The organism is Nocardia sp. NPDC005998, assembly GCF_040614395.1.
GTDB lineage: Bacteria > Actinomycetota > Actinomycetes > Mycobacteriales > Mycobacteriaceae > Nocardia.
Genome location: NZ_JBEXUI010000019.1, coordinates 19124 through 38716 on the forward strand (window position 1 = coordinate 19124; position 19593 = coordinate 38716).

General features: G+C 67.7%; 17 protein-coding genes. 12 read left to right on the top strand and 5 right to left on the bottom strand.

Going from position 1 to position 19593, the window contains the following annotated elements; translation table 11 throughout:
• Positions 1-15: 15 nt before the first annotated feature.
• Positions 16-696 (bottom strand): AAA family ATPase, encoded by a 681-nt coding sequence (locus ABZ293_RS23855; RefSeq protein WP_355183928.1) that lies wholly within the window; start codon positions 694-696, stop codon positions 16-18.
• A gap of 370 nt (positions 697-1066) precedes the next feature.
• On the opposite strand from ABZ293_RS23855, the gene ABZ293_RS23860 reads away from it, so the two are divergent.
• The 9 genes from ABZ293_RS23860 (at position 1067) to proB (ending at position 14063) form a co-directional block, all read left to right on the top strand.
• Entirely contained in the window at positions 1067-3745 is a 2679-nt protein-coding gene (locus tag ABZ293_RS23860; RefSeq protein ID WP_355183930.1) for a valine--tRNA ligase, read from the top strand.
• A gap of 86 nt (positions 3746-3831) precedes the next feature.
• A complete protein-coding gene (locus ABZ293_RS23865) occupies positions 3832-5202 on the top strand; it encodes a folylpolyglutamate synthase/dihydrofolate synthase family protein (RefSeq protein WP_355184146.1) in 1371 nt (456 codons plus the stop codon).
• Positions 5203-5521: 319 nt separating this feature from the next.
• The gene (locus tag ABZ293_RS23870) at positions 5522-5863 is read left to right on the top strand and encodes a DUF4233 domain-containing protein (RefSeq protein WP_354960127.1); all 342 of its coding nucleotides are present in this window, start codon (positions 5522-5524) and stop codon (positions 5861-5863) included.
• Between the two features lie 44 nt (positions 5864-5907).
• Positions 5908-6324 carry a nucleoside-diphosphate kinase gene (ndk, locus tag ABZ293_RS23875; protein WP_228002254.1) on the top strand — a complete coding sequence of 139 codons (417 nt, stop codon included), beginning with the start codon at positions 5908-5910 and terminating at the stop codon, positions 6322-6324.
• 485 nt (positions 6325-6809) lie between these two features.
• Positions 6810-10040 (top strand): translation initiation factor IF-2 N-terminal domain-containing protein, encoded by a 3231-nt coding sequence (locus ABZ293_RS23880; protein WP_355183932.1) that lies wholly within the window; start codon positions 6810-6812, stop codon positions 10038-10040.
• 350 nt (positions 10041-10390) lie between these two features.
• Positions 10391-10702: a 50S ribosomal protein L21 gene (gene rplU, locus ABZ293_RS23885; RefSeq protein ID WP_040687720.1), complete on the top strand. Its 312-nt coding sequence runs from the start codon at positions 10391-10393 to the stop codon at positions 10700-10702.
• Positions 10703-10742: 40 nt separating this feature from the next.
• Positions 10743-11009, top strand: coding sequence for a 50S ribosomal protein L27 (gene rpmA / locus ABZ293_RS23890; protein ID WP_354959450.1), 267 nt, complete (start codon positions 10743-10745; stop codon positions 11007-11009).
• Between the two features lie 153 nt (positions 11010-11162).
• Positions 11163-12617, top strand: coding sequence for a GTPase ObgE (gene obgE, locus ABZ293_RS23895; RefSeq protein ID WP_355183934.1), 1455 nt, complete (start codon positions 11163-11165; stop codon positions 12615-12617).
• 345 nt (positions 12618-12962) lie between these two features.
• Positions 12963-14063, top strand: a complete 1101-nt coding sequence (gene proB, locus ABZ293_RS23900; RefSeq protein ID WP_355184148.1) for a glutamate 5-kinase — start codon at positions 12963-12965, stop codon at positions 14061-14063.
• A gap of 381 nt (positions 14064-14444) precedes the next feature.
• Here proB and ABZ293_RS23905 read toward each other — a convergent pair whose 3' ends face one another.
• Entirely contained in the window at positions 14445-15446 is a 1002-nt protein-coding gene (locus tag ABZ293_RS23905) for a WYL domain-containing protein (RefSeq protein ID WP_355183936.1), read from the bottom strand.
• Positions 15447-15559: 113 nt separating this feature from the next.
• Between ABZ293_RS23905 and ABZ293_RS23910 the strand changes: the two genes are divergently transcribed.
• The 3 genes from ABZ293_RS23910 (at position 15560) to ABZ293_RS23920 (ending at position 16588) form a co-directional block, all read left to right on the top strand.
• Positions 15560-16027 carry a VOC family protein gene (locus ABZ293_RS23910; RefSeq protein ID WP_355183938.1) on the top strand — a complete coding sequence of 156 codons (468 nt, stop codon included), beginning with the start codon at positions 15560-15562 and terminating at the stop codon, positions 16025-16027.
• 232 nt (positions 16028-16259) lie between these two features.
• Positions 16260-16439, top strand: coding sequence for an aldo/keto reductase (locus tag ABZ293_RS23915; protein WP_355183939.1), 180 nt, complete (start codon positions 16260-16262; stop codon positions 16437-16439).
• Positions 16361-16588, top strand: a complete 228-nt coding sequence (locus ABZ293_RS23920; protein ID WP_355183941.1) for an aldo/keto reductase — start codon at positions 16361-16363, stop codon at positions 16586-16588. Before ABZ293_RS23915 ends, ABZ293_RS23920 begins: the two co-directional genes overlap by 79 nt.
• A 91-nt stretch (positions 16589-16679) precedes the next feature.
• On the opposite strand, the gene ABZ293_RS23925 is transcribed toward ABZ293_RS23920, so the two are convergent.
• The 3 genes from ABZ293_RS23925 to ABZ293_RS23935 all read right to left on the bottom strand — a co-directional run bounded on the left by ABZ293_RS23925 (position 16680) and on the right by ABZ293_RS23935 (position 19373).
• Positions 16680-18011: a hypothetical protein gene (locus ABZ293_RS23925; RefSeq protein WP_355183943.1), complete on the bottom strand. Its 1332-nt coding sequence runs from the start codon at positions 18009-18011 to the stop codon at positions 16680-16682.
• A 190-nt stretch (positions 18012-18201) separates the two neighbouring features.
• Positions 18202-18576 carry a hypothetical protein gene (locus tag ABZ293_RS23930; protein ID WP_355183945.1) on the bottom strand — a complete coding sequence of 125 codons (375 nt, stop codon included), beginning with the start codon at positions 18574-18576 and terminating at the stop codon, positions 18202-18204.
• An 83-nt stretch (positions 18577-18659) separates the two neighbouring features.
• Positions 18660-19373, bottom strand: coding sequence for an ESX secretion-associated protein EspG (locus tag ABZ293_RS23935; RefSeq protein WP_355183947.1), 714 nt, complete (start codon positions 19371-19373; stop codon positions 18660-18662).
• Positions 19374-19593 lie beyond the last annotated feature (220 nt).

Below are 19593 nucleotides of genomic sequence, written 5' to 3' on the forward strand. Positions count from 1 at the left end.
CGACGTCCGCACTCGTCACACCGCGAAGCTGACCCGACCCAGCCGGTCGATGGTGGTCCGATCGGCGATCACCATCGATGCGGGCGCGGGCCGCGGGAGATCTCCCGTGCCGACGGCGCGCATGAGACGGTCCCAGCGGCGGCAATGCAGCGTGAAGAAGAACGGATTCACGCGCCGACCGCGCGCGTGCTGACCGGCGCGCGCTGTTCTGGCAGGCACATCGAGCAGGATGACGTGCACTTCCCGGCCATAGCGCGCCGCCCAGCGGCCGATCAAACGTCTGGCCCACCCGAAGGTGGCGCAGTCGTGGATGACGACCGGCCCGGCACCGTCCCGCAGCGCGGCTCTGATCCCGCGGTAATGCGCGATGTGCACCACCGGCCGCCACAACGGGTACGGCAGCCGACCGAGCCTGCGCCGCCAGCGATTTCGCGAATGGTGCGAGTCGAGCACCACCGAATCCGCTTGGCCGCGCGGCGGTCGCTCGGCATCGGCCTCGGCGCCGAAGAACAGCCGCAACGCCGTACTCTTACCCGCGCCCGGCACTCCGGCCACGACCAATGCCGCCGTCGCGGGATACCGCAATTCCTCGATGGTGCGTCCGCGCAGATCGTGTACGGAGGTCGGTGCGAATACCCGAACATCGGGTATTCGCGGTTGCGAACCCGGATAGGGCGAATCGAGCGGAGGGTTCACCTCTTCCAGGCTCCTCAGCCGACGCCGCCCCGACAACCGGGAAAACCCTGATTCTCGCTGTGTATTTCCTGAGCGGAGCAGGGCGGGCGAGGCTCGGTCTCGGCGCGCGGTGTTCGCCACGCCGTAGGGCCGCTGCCTGCGCATTCAATGGCGACCTCGAACCGGCGCGAGGCGACAGCCGCGGCGCCGAGGATGGAAGCCGCGATGAAGCTGAGAATTACTTGTGGATTCGGAGCTCGAGCCGTTTTGGGCGGTAAGCTCTCCAGGTGTAGGCGGAGTGTTCGGTGTCCCTCATCCACCGAAGACTCCGCCTTTTTCTGTGCGCTGGCCCTTTTAGGAGCTCAGCGAGCACCACCACTAGAATGCCGGGGTGACCAGCGCAGCCTCTGACAACCCGCGTAATCGTGCCGATGCCCTCCCCAAGAGCTGGAACCCCAGCGAGGTGGAGGCCGAGATGTACGAGCGCTGGGTAGCGGCGGGCTACTTCGCCGCCGACGCCGCCAGTGCCAAGCCCGGTTACTCCATCGTGCTGCCGCCACCGAACGTCACCGGCAGCCTGCACATGGGCCACGCGCTCGACCACACGCTGATGGACACCCTCTCGCGCCGCAAGCGCATGCAGGGCTACGAGGTGCTGTGGCTGCCCGGTATGGACCACGCGGGCATCGCCACCCAGACCATTGTGGAAAAGCAGCTCGCGGTGGACGGCAAGACCAAGGAAGACTTCGGCCGCGAACTGTTCATCGAGAAGGTCTGGGACTGGAAGCGCGAATCCGGCGGACAGATCCAGTGGCAGATGCGCGCGCTCGGCGACGGCGTCGACTGGAGCCGTGACCGCTTCACCATGGACGACGGGCTCTCGCGCGCCGTGCAGACCATCTTCAAGCGGCTCTATGACGCTGGCCTGATCTACCGCGCCGAGCGCCTGGTCAACTGGTCGCCGGAACTGCGCACCGCCATCTCCGATATCGAGGTCAAGTTCGAGGATGTCGAAGGCGAGCTGGTCTCGCTGCGCTATGGCTCGCTCGAAGATGATGAGCCGCATGTGATCGTGGCCACCACCCGGGTGGAGACCATGCTCGGCGATACCGCGGTCGCGGTGCATCCGGAGGATCCGCGCTATAAGGATCTGATCGGCACCACCCTCGAGCATCCGATCACCGGACGTCAGATCCCGATCATCGCCGACGATTACGTCGATCCCGAATTCGGCACCGGCGCGGTGAAGATCACCCCCGCGCACGACCCCAACGACTTCGAGATGGGCCTGCGGCACAACCTGCCCATGCCGAACATCATGGACGAGCGCGGCCGGATCACCGGCACCGGAACCGAATTCGATGGTCTGGACCGGTTCGAGGCGCGGGTCAAGGTGCGCGAGCGGCTCGCCAGCGAAGGCCGGATCGCCGCCGAGAAACGGCCCTACCTGCACAGCGTCGGACATTCCGAGCGCAGCGGTGAGGCGATCGAGCCGCGGCTTTCGATGCAGTGGTGGGTCAAGGTGGAATCGCTGGCCAAGGCGGCCGGTGACGCGGTTCGCAATGGCGACACCGTGATCCACCCGACCAGCCAGGAGCCGCGCTGGTTCGAATGGGTCGACAATATGCACGACTGGTGCATCTCCCGGCAGCTGTGGTGGGGCCACCGCATCCCGATCTGGTACGGCCCCGAGGGCGAGGTCGTCTGCGTCGGTCCGGATGAGACCGCGCCCGAGGGCTGGGTGCAGGACCCGGACGTGCTCGACACCTGGTTCTCCTCCGGCCTGTGGCCGTTTTCCACCATGGGCTGGCCGGACTCCACCGAGGAACTCCAGAAGTTCTATCCCACAAGCGTTCTCGTCACCGGCTACGACATTCTGTTCTTCTGGGTGGCCCGGATGATGATGTTCGGCACCTTCGTCTCCGACGATCACGTGCTCACCGCGGGCAAGGGCGGCGCGAAGCAGGTGCCGTTCAAGGATGTGTTCCTGCACGGCCTGATTCGCGATCAGTACGGTAAGAAGATGTCGAAGTCGCGTGGCAACGGCATCGACCCGCTGGACTGGATCAACGCCTACGGCGCGGACGCGCTGCGCTTCACCCTGGCGCGCGGCGCGCAGCCCGGCGGCGACCTCTCGGTCGGCGAATCGCACGCACTCGCCTCGCGCAGCTTCGTGACAAAGCTGTTCAACGCCACCAAGTTCGCGCTCATGAACGGTGCGAAGCCGGGCGTGCTGCCCGATCGCGCCGAGCTCACCGATGCCGATCGCTGGATCGTCGACCGGCTCGAACAGGTTCGCGCCGAGGTGGATTCGGCATTCGACGCCTACGAGTTCGGTAAGGCCTGCGAGGCGCTGTACCACTTCGCCTGGGATGAACTGTGCGACTGGTACCTGGAGCTGACCAAGGTGCAGTTCGCGGCCGACGGTGCGCGGGCCGAATCGACCAGCATCGTGCTCGGCAATGTGCTCGATTCGGTGCTGCGGCTGTTGCACCCGGTTGTCCCGTTCGTCACCGAATCGCTGTGGCGGGCACTGACCGGCGGTGAATCGGTTGTCATCGCCGCGTGGCCCGCGGCCACCGGTGTGGCCGCGGATGCGGCTGCCGCGCAACGGGTTTCGGATGGACAGCGGTTGATCACCGAGATCCGCCGCTTCCGTAGCGACCAGGGGCTGGCCGATAAGCAGAAGGTGGCGGCCAAGCTGATCGGTCTCGATGCCGCCGGCCTCACCGAACTGCACGATTCGGTGACCAACCTGGCCCGACTGACCGAACCCGGCACCGATTTCGCGGCGACCGCCTCGCTCGAGGTCCGGCTGAGCGCGGCCACGGTGACGGTGGAACTCGACACCTCCGGCGCGGTCGACCTGGACGCCGAACGCCGCCGCCTGGAGAAGGATCTCGCCGCGGCCGAGAAGGAATTGGCAACCACTACGGCCAAACTCGGCAACGAGGCCTTCCTGGCCAAGGCGCCGGATCAGGTGGTCGACAAGATCAAGGGACGTCGCGATGTCGCCGAGGCCGAGGTGGCCCGCATCGGTGCCCGGCTCGCGGAACTGAGCGGCAAATGAACGACGAACCGGAGCCGCAGTACGCGGACGACGAGCATCCCAAGGCGCGGCTCGGCTCCGGGCCGTCCCCGGTGGATCTGGCCGAAATGGCATTGGTCGAGGCGGAATTGGACCAACGCTGGCCGGAGACCAAGATCGAGCCATCGCTGACCCGCATCGCCGCGCTGATGGATCTGCTCGGCTCGCCGCAGCAGAGCTATCCGGCCATCCACATCGCGGGCACCAATGGCAAGACCTCGGTGACCCGCATGATCGATGCGCTGTTCACCGCGCTGCACCGGCGCACCGGCCGGATCACCAGCCCGCATCTGCAGTTGGCCACCGAGCGGATCAGCATCGACAACGTGCCGATCACCCCGGCCAAGTACGTCGAGACCTACCGCGAACTGCTGCCGTATATCGAGATGATCGATAAGCAGTCCGCGGCCGCCGACGGTCCGGCCATGAGCAAGTTCGAGGTGCTCACCGGCATGGCCTATGCCGCCTTCGCGGAGGCGCCGGTGGATGTGGCCGTCGTCGAGACGGGGATGGGCGGCCGCTGGGACGCGACCAATGTCATCGACGGACAGGTCGCGGTGATCACACCGATCGGCCTGGACCACACCGACTACCTCGGCGACGATCTCGCCTCGATCGCGGCGGAGAAGGCCGGAATCATCAAACGTGCGCCGGAGAACCTGATTCCGCGCGATACCGTCGCCATCATCGCCGAACAGGCGCCGGAGGCCATGGAGGTGCTGCTGCGCCGGGCCGTCGAGGTCGATGCCGCGGTGGCGCGCGAGGGTTCGGAGTTCCGGGTGCTGGCCCGCCAGATCGCGGTCGGCGGCCAGCAGCTGGAATTGCAGGGCCTCGGTGGCGTCTACGACGAGATCTTCCTGCCGCTGCACGGTGAGCACCAGGCGCGCAATGCGGTGCTCGCGCTGGCGGCGGTGGAGGCGTTCTTCGGTGCGGGCGCCGAGCGGCAGCTCGATATCACCGCGGTCCGCGCGGGTTTCGCCAGCGTCACCAGTCCGGGCCGGATGGAACGCATGCGAAACGCCCCGACCATCTTCATCGACGCCGCCCACAATCCGGCGGGCGCGCAGGCGTTGGCCGCGACGCTGACCGCGGAATTCGACTTCCGCAAGCTGGTGGGCGTCGTCGCCGTGCTCGGTGACAAGGATGCGGCGGGCATTCTGGAGGCGCTGGAGCCGGTGCTGGACGAGATCGTGGTCACCAACAATGGTTCGCCGCGCGCCATGGATGTCGAGCGCCTGGCCGACCTCGCCGTACAGCGCTTCGGCGATGAGCGGGTGGTCACCGCCGAGACCTTGCCCGACGCGCTGGAAACGGCCATCGCCATCGCCGAGGAGGTCGGCGATACGGGCGAAATGGTCTCGGGCGCGGGGGTTGTGGTGACCGGATCGGTGGTCACGGCGGGGGCGGCCCGCGCCTTGTTCGGGAAGAGCCCGGCATGAGCGTCAGGCCCGGAGGAGGCAGGGTGCGTAACCACGGAGGGTCCCGCGAATGCCGCAGTGAGCACAGCATGAGCGTCAGGCCCGGAGGAGGCAGCGCGCGTAACCACGCGGGGGCCCGCGAACGCCGCAATGAACACAGCGTGAGCGTTGGGCCCGGGTCCGGATGCGGCAGCATGGGTGGGAACGTGGGGCCCGCGAATGCCGAGAAGGAGACAGCGTGACCGAGACATCCGGCGACGCCGCCGAGCCCGAAGGGACCGACGGCGCACCGCAGGTCCCACCGCCCGCCACCGATCCGTGGAAGGGACTGCGCGGTGTCATGGCGGGCACCTTGATCCTGGAGGCGATCACGGTGCTGCTGGCACTGCCCGTCGTCGCATCCGTCGGCGGGGGAGTCGGCTGGTTCTCGGGCAGCTATCTCGTGGTCCTGGCCCTGGTGATGATCCTCGGCGCCGGACTGCAGCGCCGCCCGTGGGCCATCCCGTTCAACCTGGCCCTGCAGGTGCTGTTGATCCTCGGCGTCTTCGTCCATCTGTCCATCGGCGTCATGGGCGTCTTCTTCGCCGTGGTGTGGGGTTTCATCCTGGTCCTACGCGCCGATGTCAAGCGCCGAATGGAACTCGGCCTGCTCCCCAGCCAGCGCATCGAAGGCTCTTCATAGCTCCGGTTCGGTAACCCGGGGTACCGCCTATTAGGCTGTGCGCCGTGACTGAGCAGACGTTGGTACTCATCAAGCCGGACGGTGTGGCCCGTGGCCTCGTCGGTGAGGTGCTGGCCCGGATCGAGCGCAAGGGGCTGAAGATCGCCGCCCTCGAGCTGAAGCAGGTATCCGAGGAAGTGGCGCGTGGCCACTACGCCGAGCACGCCGAGAAGCCGTTCTTCGGTTCTTTGATCGAGTTCATCACCTCCGGCCCGGTCGTCGCGGCCATCCTGGAGGGCCCGCGCGCCATTGCCGCGTTCCGTCAGATCGCCGGTGGCACCGATCCGGTCGAGAAGGCCGTCCCCGGCAGCATTCGCGGTGACTTCGCGCTGGAGACCCAGGAGAACCTGGTGCACGGATCGGATTCGCCGGAATCGGCCAAGCGGGAAATCGCGCTCTGGTTCCCGGAGTTCCCGGCCTGATCCAGGGCTACGGCGTGAGCTGCGCGAACCGAGGGCCGGGCGGCATCGCCGCGGGCCGGAGCCGAGCGCAGCGAGGTGTAGTCGTGCGGCGATGGCAAGACGTCGCCGCACTGTGTGGGATACTGGCATTGGTTACTGACGATGCCGACTGTTCGCGCAGGTACGCGAACGATCGGTGCCGGACGGTAACCGGATGACACTGCGGTTCGATGCCGATCATCGCTGCCACGAACAACTGGCCTGTTGCTAGGGCCGGAGGTTCGCGTCGGCACGCTGGATGAGCGCTCGCGCCGTGGAGTTCAGCCAATAGCCAGGCGCCGCGTGACCAGTTAGCCCGACCGACGAACAAAACATGGTGTTAACCGGGCATGCGGGGCGAGACCACTTGACCTTGCGCCAACCGCGTGAGGTGAACGGACAGTGCCCCCGCGTCGGCCGCGTCACTCCTGCCAGGAGGGACGCGCCCGGGGACCCGAGGAGACTTCGTGGCCGATCAAGAGCCGCTGGAAACAACATCACAGGATGCCGAACAATTGCCGGAGCGAATCCGAGTTCACGCGCTTGCCAAGCGGCTGGGGGTAACCAGCAAACGCATCCTGGCCAAGCTCGCCGAGTTGGGTGCCGATGCGCGTAGTGCGCAGTCGAACGTCGATCGAGCGGTAGCGGAATCGGTCCGCGAGGCGCTCGTCACCACCGAGCCGGACGCCGAGGTGTCACAGGATGCCGAGGTCGCGCCGGACCAACAGCCAGCTCCCGACGAGCCCGGCCTCATCTTTTCCGCACCGGACCAGGTGATCGATCAGTCCGGATCACTGCCATCGGGGGAGCAGCCCGCGGCGCACCAGCCGTCGATGCAGCTGTTCACCCATTCGGTTCCGCAGGAGCCGCACGTCGCGACGCCGGTCGTCTTCGAGGCCGCCGCCGCGGTCTCCGCGCCGCTGTTCCTGCCGCCGGACGCCGCGGCGGCCGAAGCGGCGCGTAAACAGCGGCGGGCCGAGCGGGAGACCCGCCGGGTCGAGGAGCCGGTGGTCGAGGACGAGGTCGAGACCACCGAGGAAGAACAGGAACCGACCGAACAGCAGGGCGATGCGGAGGACCAGCCGCGTCGTCGTCGGCGTGGCCGTCGCGGCCGTGGTCGTGGTCGTGGTGAACAGCACAGCGAATCCGATACCGAAGGTGACGAGAGCGACGTCGCCGAGGAGACCACCGAGGACGAGCAGCCCGCCGCGCGCAAGACCGAGGCCGAGCCCACCGAAACCGCCGAGGACACCGAGGGCGAGGACGAGGAATCCGGTCTGCCGGAGGGCTCGAGCCGTCGCCGCCGTCGCCGCCGTCGCCGCAAGGTGGCCGGTGAGGGTGCCGAGGCCGAGGCCGTCTCCGAGGACGATCCGCCCAACACCGTGGTGCACGAGCGCGAGCCGCGCAACAAGAGCCGCACTCGCGCCACGGTCGACGAGGTGCAGGGCATTACCGGCTCCACCCGGCTCGAGGCCAAGCGGCAGCGTCGGCGCGACGGTCGCGAGGCCGGTCGCCGCCGCCCGCCGATCCTGACCGAGTCGGAGTTCCTGGCCCGCCGCGAGGCGGTGGACCGGGTGATGGTGGTGCGCGAGAAGACCTTCCCCGATCATCCGACCGCCACCCAGGTCGCGGTGCTCGAGGACAACATCCTGGTCGAGCACTTCGTGACCAATACCGGCTCCGCGTCGATGGTCGGCAATGTCTACCTCGGCAAGGTGCAGAACGTGCTGCCCTCGATGGAGGCCGCATTCGTCGATATCGGCCGCGGCCGCAACGGTGTGCTCTACGCCGGTGAGGTGAACTGGGAGGCCGCCGGTCTCGGCGGCAAGGAGCGCAAGATCGAGCAGGCGCTCAAGCCGGGCGATCAGGTGCTGGTCCAGGTGAGCAAGGATCCGGTTGGGCACAAGGGTGCGCGCCTGACCACTCAGATCAGCCTGGCCGGACGCTTCCTGGTGTACGTCCCGGGTGGTTCGTCCACCGGCATCAGCCGCAAGCTGCCCGATACCGAGCGCAAGCGGCTCAAGGAGATCCTGCGCGATATCGTGCCCGCCGACGCCGGTGTGATCATCCGCACCGCATCGGAGGGCGTCAGCGAGGCCGAACTGGCCCGCGACGTGGAGCGGCTACAGGCGACATGGCGCACCATCGAGAAGGCCTCCGAGGCCAAGGACAGCGGCTCACCCAAGACGCTGTACGAAGAGCCGGACCTGTTGGTCAAGGTCATCCGTGATCTGTTCAACGAGGACTTCTCCAGGCTGGTCATCGAGGGTGAGCGGTCCTGGAGCACCGTCGAGAACTACATCCGCACGGTCGCGCCCGACATGCTCGCCCGGGTCTCCCGGCACGAGAACAACGGTGTCGACGTATTCGAGACCTACCGGATCGACGAACAGCTCGCCAAGGCGCTAGATCGCAAGGTGTGGCTGCCCTCGGGCGGCACCCTGGTGATCGACCGGACCGAGGCGATGACGGTCATCGACGTCAATACCGGCAAGTTCACCGGTGCGGGCGGCAGCAACCTGGAAGAGACGGTCACCCGCAACAATCTGGAGGCGGCCGAGGAGATCGTGCGCCAGATGCGATTGCGCGATATCGGCGGCATGATCGTCGTCGACTTCATCGATATGGTGCTGGAGTCGAACCGGGATCTGGTGCTGCGGCGGCTGACCGAGGCGTTGGGGCGCGACCGCACCCGGCATCAGGTCTCCGAGGTGACCTCGCTGGGGCTGGTCCAGATGACCCGCAAGAAGCTGGGCACCGGCCTGGTCGAAGCGTTCTCGTCGACCTGTGAGCATTGCCACGGTCGGGGCATCATCGTGCACACATATCCGGTCGAGCTCACCGCGACCGAGGATGTCGCGCGTGGCGGCCGGGAGACCGGATCGCGGCGGCGTCGTGGCCGGGACAAGAGCGCGGCGGCCAGTGCGCCTGCCGCTGCCAGCAATGGCACCGGACATGTCGCGGAGGCGGACGAGTCGGAGATCGCGGTCAAGCGGGCGCATCCGGTCGCGCTGGCAATGGCGGCACATCAGTCCGAGGATGCCGCGCACGGCGAGGAGCCCGAAGGACAGCGTGAGGTCGCCGCGGCTGCGGCCGAAGCTGTCGCGACCGAAGCGGCCGAAGCTGTTGCGGCTGAAGCCGAGGCTGTCGCGGCCGAAGCAGCTGCGATCGAAGCCATTGCCGAAGCCGCCTCGGCTGCGGGCATGGTCGAGGAAGTCGTGGTCGACGAAGCCGTTGCGGCGGTGGCCGAGGCCGCTGCGGAAGCGGTAGCCGAGGAAGTCGCTGAAGCGGTGGTGGAGGAAGCCGTCCAGCCCGCGCCCGAGGAGGTCGTCTCCGCTGAGCCGGTCGTCGAGGCCGCTGCGAAGTCCGAGGCAGCGGCACCCGTTGCGGTCACCGAGCCCGCGGCTGAGCAGGCTGTCACATCCGAGGCACCCGCGGCATCAGCCGTCTCGGCCAACGGTGCGCCGGAACCAGTGGCGCCCCGTTCGGCCAGCCGCAGACGCCGTGTGGCGCGTTCGGCCGCCGCACCGGCCGCGGACACTGCGGGCGCGGTGTTCGTGTTGCCGACGGCTGATCAGACGTCCGCAACGCCCGTGGTGGATTACACGGCGGATATGCCGGGCGTGGTGCCGACGCGCAAGCCGCGCCGCCGGGCCGTCGGTCGTCCCGCCGGACCGCCGGTGGACGACGCGAACTGATCGCCACGATCGGATCCGAACTCGGGACCCCCGCCGCACTTCGCGACGGGGGTTCCCGCGTTGGACGGCCGAGTCCGACCGGCGGCGGGACCGTGACCTGGTGCGGGGCACCGGTTTGGTCGGCGTGGTATCCGTCCTGTAATCTTGGACAGTCGCTGCCCGGCGACAGCGCTCATCTGCGCTGTGTTCGTGACTCGGCTCGAAGCCGAGAGCCATCAGGTTGCTGAGGCGGCGGTGACTACCAGACCAGAGTGCTGTGGTTTCCAAGCGGAGTCATCCGGGCGGGAGCACACAGCCGCGCGAGCACGAGCACGAGCCGCGCGCATGACAGGAAGAAGGGCAGCCGACCGATGGCAACGTACGCGATCGTCAAGACCGGCGGAAAGCAGTACAAGGTCGCGGTCGGTGACCTGGTGAAGGTCGAGAAGATCGAGGGTGCGCCGGGTTCGTCCGTGGCGCTGGCCCCGGTTCTCGTGGTGAACGGCGCCGAGCTGACCACCGATGCGGACAAGCTGGCCAAGGTCTCCGTGGCCGCTGAGGTCGTCGAGCACACCAAGGGCCCGAAGATCCGCATCCACAAGTTCAAGAACAAGACCGGCTACCACAAGCGTCAGGGTCACCGTCAGCCGCTGACGGTCCTCAAGGTCACCGGCATCAAGTAAGCCTCCGCGCTTTCTCGAATTACTTCACAGGAGTTCAGAAATGGCACATAAGAAGGGTGCATCCAGCTCGCGCAACGGTCGCGACTCGAATGCCCAGCGACTCGGCGTCAAGCGTTTCGGTGGCCAGTCCGTTTCGGCGGGCGAGATCCTGGTTCGCCAGCGCGGCACGCACTTCCACCCCGGCGTGCTCGTCGGCCGTGGCGGCGACGACACCCTGTTCGCCCTGGCCGCGGGCAAGGTCGAATTCGGCACCAAGCGTGGCCGCAAGACCGTGAACATCGTCGTCCAGGAGCCGGTCGAGGCCTGAGCGCCTTAAGCCACTCCGGAAACAGCTGAGCGGGTCAGGGTGCATTCCCTGGCCCGCTTTTCGCGTTCTCTAAAGACCGCGTTCCCTTAACACAGGTTTTCGAGCGACCTGCAAGCAATCGCTACGGCCACCACCGAGGAGGATGATTCGGACATGTCCAAATTCATCGACCGTGTTGTATTGCACGTGCGTGCGGGCAAGGGTGGTCATGGCTGCGCCTCCGTGCGCCGGGAGAAGTTCATGCCGCTCGGCGGTCCCGATGGCGGCAATGGCGGACGCGGCGGGGATGTGGTGCTCGAGGTCGACCCGAATGTGCACACCCTGCTGGATTTCCACTTCCATCCGCACGCCAAGGCGAGCAATGGCAAGCCGGGTGAGGGCAGTAACCGCGACGGTAAGCAGGGCACCGATCTGCTGTTGAAGGTGCCCGACGGCACCGTGGTGCTCGATGACGACGGCAAGGTGCTCGTCGACCTGGTCGGCGCGGGCAATAAGTTCATCGTGGCGCGCGGCGGACGTGGCGGGCTCGGCAATGCCGCGCTGGCCTCCAAGGCGCGTAAGGCCCCCGGTTTCGCGCTGCTCGGTGAGGACGGTGAGGAGGGCGATCTCGTCCTCGAGCTGAAATCCGTGGCCGATGTCGGCCTGGTCGGATACCCGTCGGCGGGTAAGTCCTCGCTGGTGTCGGTGCTCTCGGCGGCCAAACCGAAGATCGCGGACTACCCGTTCACCACGCTGGTGCCCAATCTCGGTGTGGTTTCCAGCGGTGAGACCACCTTCACCATCGCCGATGTGCCCGGTCTGATTCCCGGTGCGAGCGAGGGGCGCGGGCTCGGCCTGGACTTCCTGCGGCATCTCGAGCGCTGTGCGGTACTCGCGCATGTCGTCGACTGCGCGACATTGGAGCCGGGACGCGATCCGGTCTCCGATGTCGATGCGCTCGAGGCCGAACTCGCGGCCTACAAACCGGCATTGGATGCCGATACCGGGCTCGGTGATCTGGCCGATCGGCCGCGCGTGGTGATCCTGAACAAGGTGGATGTGCCCGATGCCGCCGAACTGGCGGAGATGGTCACTGCCGAATTCACCGCCCGTGGCTGGCCGGTCTTCGAGATCTCGGCGGTGAGCCGAGCTGGTCTGCGCCCCTTGACATTCGCACTCGCCGATATGGTCGAGCAGTATCGCGCGGCGCATCCGAAGGCCGCGCCGAAGCGTCCGGTGATCCGCCCGATCGCGGTGCACGAGACCGGTTTCAGCGTGATCGCCGATCCGGAGGAGCCCGGCGGCTTCATCGTGCGCGGTCCGCAACCGGAGCGCTGGGTGCGCCAGACCCAGTTCGACAATGACGAGGCCGTCGGCTACCTCGCCGACCGCCTGGCCCGCCTCGGCGTGGAAGAGGAACTGGTGAAACAGGGCGCCGAGCCGGGAGCCCCGGTCACCATCGGTGACGTCACCTTTGAATGGGAGCCGCAGATCTCTGCGGGTATCGATATGGTGCCCACTGGCCGCGGCACCGATATCCGCCTGGAGCAGAACGACCGGATCAGTGCGGCCGAACGCAAGCACGCCTCGCGGGTACGGCGTGGTCTGGTCAAGGACGACGAGGAATAGCGTGGACGCCGTGGGCTTGTGGTGTGCGCCGAAGTCTGACACGGCGTTGCTCGGTCCGGCCCATCGGCGGGTATCGGAATTCAGTAGTGGCCGACACGGTGCGGTGTTGCTCCGGAAGTTCAGCGCGGCGTCGAGTTCGGCTGGATCGATGGACACGGCCAGTTCGGTTGAATCAGCTGGTATGGCGCGGGCGGTCAGCCCGGCCAGTGCACCGGGGTCGGTTGAGTCGGGCGCTAGGACCGGCACGGTTGAATCGATCGATACGATGGGTTCTGTTGCGGTACAGGGAGTTCTGTTGCGATGCAGGTGAGTTCGGGGATCGCGGAGGCGATGGCGCAGTCCGGTCTGAGTGAGGCCAGGACGGCGATCGCGGCGGCGCGCAGTGTGGTGGTGAAGATCGGGTCATCGGCGCTGACCAGTTTGAAGGGTGGGCTGGATACGGCGCGACTGGATCGGCTCGCCGATGCGGTGGAGGCACGGATGCGGGCCGGATCCGATGTGGTCGTGGTTTCCTCCGGTGCCATCGGTGCCGGTATCGCTCCGCTCGGATTGACAAGCCGCCCAAGGGATCTGGCCACCAAACAGGCCGCGGCGAGTGTCGGCCAGTTGGCATTGGCGCATGCCTGGGGCACCTCGTTCGCGCGATACGGGCGCACGGTCGGCCAGGTGCTGTTGAGCGCCGACGACTTCTCCCGGCGCGAACACCATCGCAATGCGCAGCGCACCCTGGATCGGCTGCGCTCGCTCGGCGCGGTCGCCGTGGTGAACGAAAACGATACTGTCGCAACGGAAGAGATCCGCTTCGGGGACAATGACCGGCTCGCCGCGCTGGTCGCGCACCTGGTCGGTGCCGATGCGCTGGTGCTGCTCTCCGATGTCGAGGGCCTCTACGACGGCGACCCGCGCAAGGGCGCCGCGAAGTTCATCCCCGAGGTCCGCAGCAGCGCCGACCTCGACGGCGTCATCGCGGGTAGCGGCGGTGCGCTCGGCACCGGCGGCATGGCCTCGAAACTCTCCGCGGCCCGCCTGGCCGCCGACGCGGGCGTACCCGTCCTGCTCGCGGCCGCCACCGCGGCCGATATCGCGCTGGGCGCGGGCACCGTCGGCACCGCCTTCGCCGCGCGCCCGGTTCGCCTCTCCGCCCGCAAATTCTGGGTCCGCCACGCCGCCGACAGCCGCGGCGCCATACTGATCGACGAGGGCGCCGTCCAAGCCGTTGCCCACCGCCGCCGCTCCCTGCTGGCCGCTGGCATCACCGGCGTCCGCGGCCGCTTCCATGGCGGCGATGTGGTCGACCTCATCGCCCCCGACAACCGCATCGTCGCCCGCGGTGTCGTCGAATACGACAGCGCCGAACTGTCCGGCATGCTCGGCCGCTCCACGACCGAACTCCCGGATACTATGCAGCGCCCGGTAATTCACGCCGACGACCTGGTCAAGGTCTGACCGCACACCGGGATCGCCCCAGGGAGTGCGTGCTCGGTGTCCAGAGCACTTGCCGGGGCGGAAGCTTTGCAGTCGGATACTGCTGGCCGATACGGCGGCCACCCATGCGGGCGTGCGGCGCTGCCCCGCGAGCTTGGAACGGGCCTGTCCTAGCGGGATCGCCGGGCGTGCGGCGCTGCCCCGCGAGCTTGGAACGGGCCTGTCCTAGCGGGATCGCCGGGCGTGCGGCGCTGCCCCGCGAGCTTGGAACGGGCCCGTCCTAGCGGGATCGCCGCTCATGTACCAGGTGACACGATCCTTGCCAGCACTCTAAATTCTACGAATTCTTGCCGACTACCTGAGGCTGTCGCCGCGCGAGCTCGCCCGATGCTTCGAACTCGCTTATGACCCCGGGCGTGCGGCCCGTGCGGCGCGCCGGGACAGAGCGGCGAAGGCGGCACGCAGTGAGTCCGGGCCGATGACCTCGATCTCGGTGTCGAAACGCGCCAGCGTCGCGGCGAGTGCGGCCCAGGACCAGGAACCGGTCAGCAGTCTGGTGCGGGCGGGGCCGAGTTCCTCGACGATTCCGTCGCCGGCGAACGGGGCCACCTGTGCGGCGGGGAGGTCGAGGACCACCTCACCGCGACAGAGCCAGATGTTCGCGCTGTCGGAGCCTTTGAACCGGGCGGACAGGAATGCGGCGACGTCGCCGCCTGGCAGTTGGCGGGGGGTGAAGCGCGGCCCGTTGGGGACGCGCAGCGCCATCCGATCGGCCCGATAAATCCGCCAATCCTGCCGCTCGGGATCCCATCCGATCAGGTACCAGCGTCCACCCCGGACCACGAGGTGGTGCGGCTGCACCCGACGCGCCGGCCGCAACCCGGGATCCTGCGGCCCTGCCGCCGACCGGTAGTCGAACCGCACCTCCTCTGCGGACCGGACGGCGGCGCTCAGCGCGAGCAGAACGGCGGTGTCGACCTGGGGATCGGCGCCGCGTCCGGCCGATTCGACCGCGGTCACATCGAGGGCGTCGACGCGCTGCCGCAGGCGGGACGGCAGGACTTGCCGCACAGTCGCCAAAGCGCGTGCGGCGGCCTCTTCGATACCCGCTCCCGTCCCGACCGCGATCCGCAACGCCACCGCGAGCGCGACCGCCTGTTCGTCGTCGAACAGCAGTGGGGGCAGCTCGCTGCCCGCCTCGAGCCGATAACCACCCTCGGGTCCCTTGACCGCCTGGACGGGGTAACCGAGCTCGCGCAGCCGATCGACGTCGCGGCGAACCGTGCGTTCGCTCACCGCCAGCCGCTGGGCGAGCAGTACTCCCGGCCAGTCACGACGGACCTGCAGCAACGACAGCAGCGAGAGCAGGCGGCGGGAGGTCACCTTCGAAGAAGCGGTCGGCATGGTGACCAGGCTGCCATAAATAGCGGACGTTCTCTGACCGGTACTGCTGACAGGGTGGCGTTGTCGCCGGAACCCTCCGGCGGCGAAATCACCTCCGAAGGGACCCGATCACCATGTCGGTAAACGCTGTCGCCCACTTGAACTTCCACGGTCAGGCCCGTGCGGCCCTGGAGTTCTACCAGTCGGTGTTCGGCGGGCAGACCACCATCGCCACCTACGGCGACTTCGGGATGCCCGCCGAGTTGCCCGACGCAACCAAGGTGGTGTTCGGCCAGGTCATTGCCGACAACGGGTTCCGGGTCATGGCCTACGACGTGCCCGGTGCGGACGCACCGGGCGCCCAGGGCGCGCCCACCACCCGCCGCGAGAACGGCACCACTCGCACCACGGAACCGTTCTTCCTCTCCGTCCGCGGCGACACCGTCGAGGAGGTCGGCGCGCTGTGGGAACGCCTCGCGGACGGGGCAAGCGTCATCGAGGAATTCGGCCCGGCGCAGTGGGCGCCCGGGTTCGGGATGCTGCGCGATCGCTTCGGCATCACCTGGATCCTCGATGTCACAGCCGAGTACGCCCAGGTCTGACGCCATTCCACCGGGGTGTGGCCGATCCGGTCGCACCCCGGGTGTCCCTCGCGCGAAATCCGGATACCCAGCAGCACAGGTGGTTTCGGGTGCTCCGTTATCCCGGCGCGCCGCCTGTTGCCAGCACTACACAGAGACCATGCACACTCGGCCGCACCGGCATCCAGGTCAGGCCGTAGGTCTTGGGCACCATGAAGTTCGGCCGTTTCGGCAACCCGACCACGAGGAGTGCATGCGGATCGTCCACCGGGCGCTCGACGCCGGGATCAACATCATCGACACCGCCGACATGTACGGGGCGAGGTCGAGTCCGAGGACATCGTCGGAAAGGCGTTGTGTGGCCGCCGTGACGACGTTGTCCTCGCGACCAAGTTCAACGGTCCGATGGGCCTGGCGCCGATCAGCGTGGTAGCTCCCGCCGCTGGCTGGTCGCCGCCGTCGAAGCATCTGCGCCGCCTCGGGGTCGACCACATCGACCTCTACCGGGTCCACCACCCCGACCCTGGCACCGATATCGAGGAAACTCTCGCCGCCCTGGGGTCCCTGCTCGGCACCCTGTAGCAGGCGTCGACGCCTGTGGCGTCGGGCGGAGTTCTCGCGCATACCGATTCGACAGCCGACCGGTCCGCCACGGGATCAGTGTGAGGCTGGGTTAGCGGGTGGCGTCGGGGGTTGGGATGACGCCGGGTTGATTGGTGGTGGATGGGGGTTGGGACTGGCCGGAGTCTTCGGGGATGGGGCCGGTGATGCCGGGTTGGCCGCCTGGGTCGGGGAGCGGTGCGGTGGGGCCGGTTGGGCCGGGAACCGGGGCTGGCGGTTGTGGCGCCGGTGTCGGCGGGGGTGCCTGCTGGGTTGGCGGTGTGGGGGTTTGCGGTTCAGGTGTTGGGGGCGGTGTGTGCTGGGTTGTCGGCGGTGGCGTCGGGTCCGGGCTCGGCTGCGGAGGAGCCTGCGGGGGTGCTGGTTCCGGCGTTGAGGTTTGCGGTGCGGGGATTGGTGTCGGCTCGGGGGACGGAGCTGGCTGGGGGGTCGTCGGTGCCGGGGTGGGTTGTGGTGCTTGGGATTCCGGCGTGGGTGGTGTCGGCTGTGGGGCTGGGGTGGGCTGTGGCGTGGTTGGTGCCGGAGTCGGTTGTGGTGCTGGCGATTCCGGTGTCGGCGTGGTTGGCGCCGGGGTGCTGGGGGCCGGAGTCGGATGTGGCGCTTCCGATTCCGGTGTGGATGGGGTGGGCGCCGGGGTGGGTTGTGGCGGTTGGGATTCCGGTGTCGACGGTGTCGGTTCGGGGATCTGTCTGCCGGGTGGGGTTGGCTGTGGTGTCGGTGCGGGGGCTTGATCGTCGGGCACGGCGTACGGCTGCGAGTGCCGGGGTACCGATGGTGCCGGGCCCGGTGTGCCGGGGAGCGCGGGTGGGGCGGGCAGGGCGGGGATTGCGGTGCCTGCCATTTGGTAGGCCGGTTTGTAGATCATGTTCATGGCGAGGACGGCCTCTTGGCGCAGCGCCTCATCCGCCATCTGCGCATTGATCACATTGACGGCCTCGAGCAGGCGCGCGATGGTGCCGATCGGGCCCGAATTGCCCGGTGGCACAACGGCTATCTTCACGGCCTCGGCGGCTGCGGCCACGGCGCCGAGACGGGTGCCGACCTGGCCCATGATCGCGGCGAGTTCATCGACCGAATCGGCGTAGCTGCGGGCGCTGGCATAGGCGGCCTCGGCCGCCGCGCCCTCCCAGGCCATCGTATTCATCACCCGATCCGAGCTTGCCCGAGTCAGCGGGAACGAACTGGCAAGCGTCCCAGCAACTTCCAGCCAGGTGACCGAGGCATTGAGGATCTGGGCCGCATCGATCTGCTGGGTCTTGGCGTAGATCTCCTCGTGCTTCATCGACTCGAAGTGCTCCATCGAGCTGATGTAGTCGGGATCATTCCCACCCGTCGCCCGACCGCCACCCCCGACGGAATCGTTGCGCGATGCGCTATTCCCCGTCATCTGACCCACCTCCGACGGATTCGTTGGGCGATGCGGTATTCGCTGTCGCCTGACCGCGACCGTCGACGGATTCGTTGGGCGATGCGGTATTCGCTGTCGCCTGACCGCGACCGTCGACGGATTCGTTGCACGATGCGCTATTCCCCGTCATCTGACCCACCTCCGACGGATTCGTTGGGCGATGCGACGTTCATCGCGGCACCCGCGATTCGATCGCCCGCAGCGCGGCGGCATTCGCGGCGTCGGCCTCCTCGAACAGCCCGCCGCTGATCAGGAACGCCTCCTTCATCCGGTAGGCGGCCTCGATGTAGTGGTCGAGCAGCGTGGCGGCGTCGCGGGCCTTGTGTGCAAATCCGGCCTGCAACTGCTGTGCGGAGATGAATCCGCCGAATCCGGCCAGCTCACCGGCGGATTCGAGGCGCTGTCGTAGATAGCTGAGCCGGTCGGCCTGGTGGTCGTACATTTCGGCGCAACGCCGCGCCGCGTCCGGATCGAATTTGACGGTGCCCGCCTGTGCCTCCTGTTTGAAGCGGGCAATATCGGCTCGGCTGCTCTCGATCGTCATGCACACCCCCGGGGATCGGTCGGTCCGCCTCAGACTAACCGTTGGCTATGCGTCCGGTTGAAATTGTTCCGGTCGGTGACGGTTTATCGGGCCTGCGCGGGAATGCGTTTCTGCAGCTGCGTCGCGAGCTGTTCGGCCGAGGCGGGCACGATGTGCACGGTATCGCCCGCCTTGATCAGATAGCGTCCGTCGCCCTTGACGTCGATCCAGGTGTAGTGGATCGGCGGCTGCGGACTCGGATGGTCCAGTCGACCCTCGATCCGGATATGTCCCTCGGCGGTGTGCGGCTTCAGCAGCAGCCGCCGGATCGATGGCACCGAACGCTGCGCGACGACAACGACCTCTTCGTCGCGGATCGCCTCGGCAGAGGCGGCCCGCGGCGGTTCGTGACCGGCCGGGACTGCGGGCAGCAACGCCGCGATCCGAGCACCGAGCTTGGCACTGAGGCCGATCGAAAGGCGCACGCGCCCACCGAAATCCGGGCCGGATCCGGGCTCCTGCACGGCGAGTACGGCGCGGTCGTAGATGGCGCAGGCCAGCATCCGGATCTCGGTGCCTGGACCATGTCCGCCGCCGATCGCCACGATCCGGGTCTGCGGATTCGCCATGATCCGCAGGCACGCCGATAGGTCGGGATCGCTGCGCGGTGGTAGCCGCTCGTTCAGCTGTGCGCGCAACTTGTCGGCGTCGGTCTCGGTGCGCGGCGTCTCCAGGATGCGCAGCGGATACGGGTGACGATCCAATTCGGTCTCGCGCCAGATATGGGCGAACTCGTCCGGGCTGAAGGTCCAACTCACGCCGAATCACTCCTCACAACCCGCGAACCTCACGCCGCCCGCCAGCGACCGCGTGCAGGTCGCTCGAGGGATCAGCTTAGCGGTGGCTCGAGGCATTCGAACCAACGTCTTTTGGGAAGCAGTACCACAGGATTGCGGGCTAACGTGAGACTGAAATCTCGGATATATCCAAACGACCCCTTCGGTTCGCTCTGCCATGTTGTGCCGGAGCGCCTGCTCC

Coding starts and splice junctions, on each gene's coding strand:
- ABZ293_RS23865 (WP_355184146.1), top strand. CDS start 3,832: ATGGCATTGGTCGAGGCGGAATTGGACCAACGCTGGCCGGAGACCAAG.
- ABZ293_RS23870 (WP_354960127.1), top strand. CDS start 5,522: ATGGCGGGCACCTTGATCCTGGAGGCGATCACGGTGCTGCTGGCACTG.
- rplU (WP_040687720.1), top strand. CDS start 10,391: ATGGCAACGTACGCGATCGTCAAGACCGGCGGAAAGCAGTACAAGGTC.
- rpmA (WP_354959450.1), top strand. CDS start 10,743: ATGGCACATAAGAAGGGTGCATCCAGCTCGCGCAACGGTCGCGACTCG.
- obgE (WP_355183934.1), top strand. CDS start 11,163: ATGTCCAAATTCATCGACCGTGTTGTATTGCACGTGCGTGCGGGCAAG.
- ABZ293_RS23905 (WP_355183936.1), bottom strand. CDS start 15,446: ATGCCGACCGCTTCTTCGAAGGTGACCTCCCGCCGCCTGCTCTCGCTG.
- ABZ293_RS23910 (WP_355183938.1), top strand. CDS start 15,560: ATGTCGGTAAACGCTGTCGCCCACTTGAACTTCCACGGTCAGGCCCGT.
- ABZ293_RS23915 (WP_355183939.1), top strand. CDS start 16,260: ATGCGGATCGTCCACCGGGCGCTCGACGCCGGGATCAACATCATCGAC.
- ABZ293_RS23925 (WP_355183943.1), bottom strand. CDS start 18,011: ATGACGGGGAATAGCGCATCGCGCAACGATTCCGTCGGGGGTGGCGGT.
- ABZ293_RS23930 (WP_355183945.1), bottom strand. CDS start 18,576: ATGACGATCGAGAGCAGCCGAGCCGATATTGCCCGCTTCAAACAGGAG.